The sequence below is a fragment of the Psychrobacter sp. genome, from assembly GCF_018260395.1.
In the GTDB taxonomy this organism is placed as follows: Bacteria; Pseudomonadota; Gammaproteobacteria; order Pseudomonadales; family Moraxellaceae; genus Psychrobacter.
The window spans coordinates 1-3,466 of record NZ_JAGLBC010000189.1; the positions used below are offsets into that span (position 1 = coordinate 1).

At 36.7% G+C, this 3,466-nt stretch carries 2 protein-coding genes; both read left to right on the plus strand.

What is annotated here, in order from left to right:
• The first annotated feature begins 402 nt into the window (after nt 1-402).
• Nucleotides 403-1,449: a porin gene (locus QZ265_RS10240; RefSeq protein ID WP_296405870.1), complete on the plus strand. Its 1,047-nt coding sequence runs from the start codon at nt 403-405 to the stop codon at nt 1,447-1,449.
• Between the two features lie 276 nt (nt 1,450-1,725).
• Nucleotides 1,726-3,354 (plus strand): CTP synthase, encoded by a 1,629-nt coding sequence (locus tag QZ265_RS10245; RefSeq protein WP_296405872.1) that lies wholly within the window; start codon nt 1,726-1,728, stop codon nt 3,352-3,354.
• Nucleotides 3,355-3,466 lie beyond the last annotated feature (112 nt).

Below are 3,466 nucleotides of genomic sequence, written 5' to 3' on the forward strand. Positions count from 1 at the left end.
TCATAAAAGTTGTGTTGTTTAAGCTTAAATTTACATTAAAAAGTTAACAAGTTGTTTATTTAAACTCTTAAATATAAATATTTAAATAAGTGTTGCAAATTATTTCAAAGTTGATATCCTTATATTCAAGGTATGATTTTGGTTAACCTTGTAACAATACTATTAACTTAGCTTACTCTTGTAACGTTTAAAAGGTAAATTAATTTATTGTTTCAGTTACTGGTTTAACATAATTGTCACAATATGTTGCCATAATCATATCAAATTTGGTTCTGACACAATTTGTATCTTTTTTAGATGCTTATAAGTCAAAACTTTAGGGACATTACTAATAACTTATAACCTGGGCGTTAGCTTGTTAGGGCAGCCCATCACTAAAATTGAAAAGTGGAGAAATACCCCATGAAAAAACTACTTTTAGCATCAGCTATCGCTGCTCTATCTGTATCTGCGGCTAACGCTGCTCCTACTGTTTACGGTAAAGCATTTTTAACGTTAGATTATCAAGATGATAGTACTGATACTGACGTAACTGTTTATGATGCGACGACTGGTAAACAGACTAATAGTTCTAGTACAAATGATCCTGATGGCAATGTAAAGCTTAAATCAAATGGTTCACGTATTGGCTTTAAAGGTTCTGAACCTTTAAACCCTACGACGGATGTAGTTTATAAACTTGAATATGGTGTTAACGTAGATAACAATATTAAAGACGATACATTTAAAGCACGTGATGCTTATTTAGGTTTAAGTAATAAACAATATGGTTCTCTACTTGCTGGTCGTATGAAGACAATCGACAGTGAAGTTGATTTTGCAAATGTAACTCAGGGTGGTGTTATAGGTGGAGATAATGTATTAGCCTCTTATGATGCATCACGAGCTAATAATAATATTGTTTATACTTCTCCTGATTATAATGGTTTTAAATTCATGGCTGATTATGTCATGGATGAAAATAGTTCAAAAGAAGATTCATTTGGTCGTGATGCGTTTGGAATCGGTGCAAAATATTCTGCTGGTCCAATGAATGTAGGTGCCTCTTATGTGACCGCTGGTGATACTCTAAAAGCGATGCGTGTAAGCGGTAACTATGCTCTTGATAGTAAGACTACACTAGGCGCTTTATACCAATTGACTGATCGTAACACTGATGATAATGAAAATGCATTCACTATTAGTGGTCAAATGGCCACAAGTACTCCTTGGACTGCTTATGCTCAAGGTGATATTGTGAATAACTATCTAGGTAAAGCAGATCAAGATAGATACCGTGTTGTTTTAGGTGGTAAATATGCTTTCAATAAAGCAACTACTGGTCATTTATATGGTGCTTATATGAATGATAAAACTAAAACTGACACTACTACAGCTAAAATACGTACAGTTAAAGAATCTGATAAGGATTCATTTGGTATCGGTGGTGGTCTAGAATACAAATTCTAATTTAATTTAAATTAGAGTATTCATCGAAAAAAGCTCATTCCTTCGGGGATGAGCTTTTTTGATTGGGTCTTATTATATTACTAAGTCTTTAAGATGACATATTAAAGAAGTCGTTGAAAAGCTATTACCACAAAGTTTAGTTAATGGAAAATACATTATAAATGTCTTTATAGTAGTATCCAAAAAGTTAATATAAAGTCAACCCTATAAATTTACACTCAAATTTAGTAAAATCTCTTTTTGCCAACTGCCTACTGCCACTATAAGACAAAAATTATGACTAAATTTATATTTGTGACCGGTGGGGTTGTGTCCTCACTAGGTAAAGGTATTACCGCAGCCTCATTAGCGGCCGTATTGGAAGCACGTGGTTTAAAAGTAACCATGACCAAAATGGACCCTTACATTAATGTTGACCCAGGTACCATGAGCCCATTTCAACATGGCGAAGTATTCGTGACTGAAGACGGTGCCGAAACTGATTTAGACCTTGGATATTACGAGCGTTTTTTACGCCACTCAAAAATGAGTAAAACCAATAATTTTACCAGTGGTCGTATTTACCAAACTGTATTAAACAAAGAGCGCCGTGGAGATTATCTTGGCGGTACTGTACAAGTCATTCCTCATATCACTGATGAAATCAAACTTCGTATCCATGCCAGTGGTAAAGGCTATGATATTGCCATTATTGAAATTGGTGGCACCGTTGGCGATATTGAGTCGCTACCGTTTATGGAAGCGGTTCGTCAGCTACAAGTTGAGCTTGGTCGAAACCGGGCAATGCTGATGCACTTAACTCTAGTGCCTTATATTTCTAGTGCTGGCGAAACCAAAACCAAGCCTACACAGCACTCAGTAAAAGAATTGCGTTCAATTGGCTTACAACCAGATGTATTAATTTGCCGCTCTGAGCATGCCATTGGTGAAGACAATCGCCGTAAGATTGCGTTATTTACCAATGTAGAAGAGCGTGCAGTTATCCTATGTGAAGACGCTGATAGTATTTATCAGATACCGCGTACATTATATGAACAAGACTTAGACGATATCATCCTTGAGCGATTTGGTATCGAAGCGCCAGAAGCTGATCTCTCAGATTGGGACAAAGTCGTTGAAAATCTGTTGAATGCAGAAGGTAAAGTTACAGTAGCTATCGTTGGTAAATATGTTGAGTTACCAGATGCCTATAAGTCTATTAATGAGTCGTTGCTCCATGCTGGTATTACGCACAAGACCAAAGTTGAAATTGACTATGTTGATGCGGAAGCTTTAGAAACAGATGATAGCTTAATGCAGCATGTGCAACAAGCTGATGCCATTTTAGTTCCTGGTGGGTTTGGCGAGCGAGGTAAAGTCGGTAAAATGCGTGCTATCACTTATGCCCGTGAAAACAAAGTTCCTTATTTAGGTATTTGTTTGGGTATGCAGTTGGCTGTGATTGAATTTGCTATAAATAAGTTAGGTCTAAAAGCAGATTCAACCGAGTTTAATCGCCAAGTTGAAGAGCCTATTATTGGTCTAATCACAGAGTGGCTTGATGAAAAGGGTGAATTGCAAGTTCGCAATGATGACTCTGACTTAGGCGGAACCATGCGTCTAGGTAGCCAAAAAGCTGAGTTGGTCGATGGTTCTAAATTGCATCAAATATATGGCTCAAAAGTTATTACTGAGCGCCATCGCCACCGTTATGAGATGAACAATCGTTATATTGAGCCTTTAGAAGATGCTGGTATGGCGATATCAGGTTATTCTGCAAAGCAGCATTTGGTAGAGTCGGTTGAGATTGCCGATCATCCTTGGTTTATCGGTGTTCAGTTTCACCCTGAATTCACCAGTTCACCTCGTACGGGTCATCCCTTATTTGCCAGCTTTGTTGAAGCGGCAATCAAAACTCAAAAATAAAATTTAAAGCAATAACACTTGAGTTTTGACAGTTATTTATACATCATTCAATTCAGTGTGTTTATATTGGATTGATGATTAAAAAAAGGTTGGGTTATCCTAACCTTTTTTT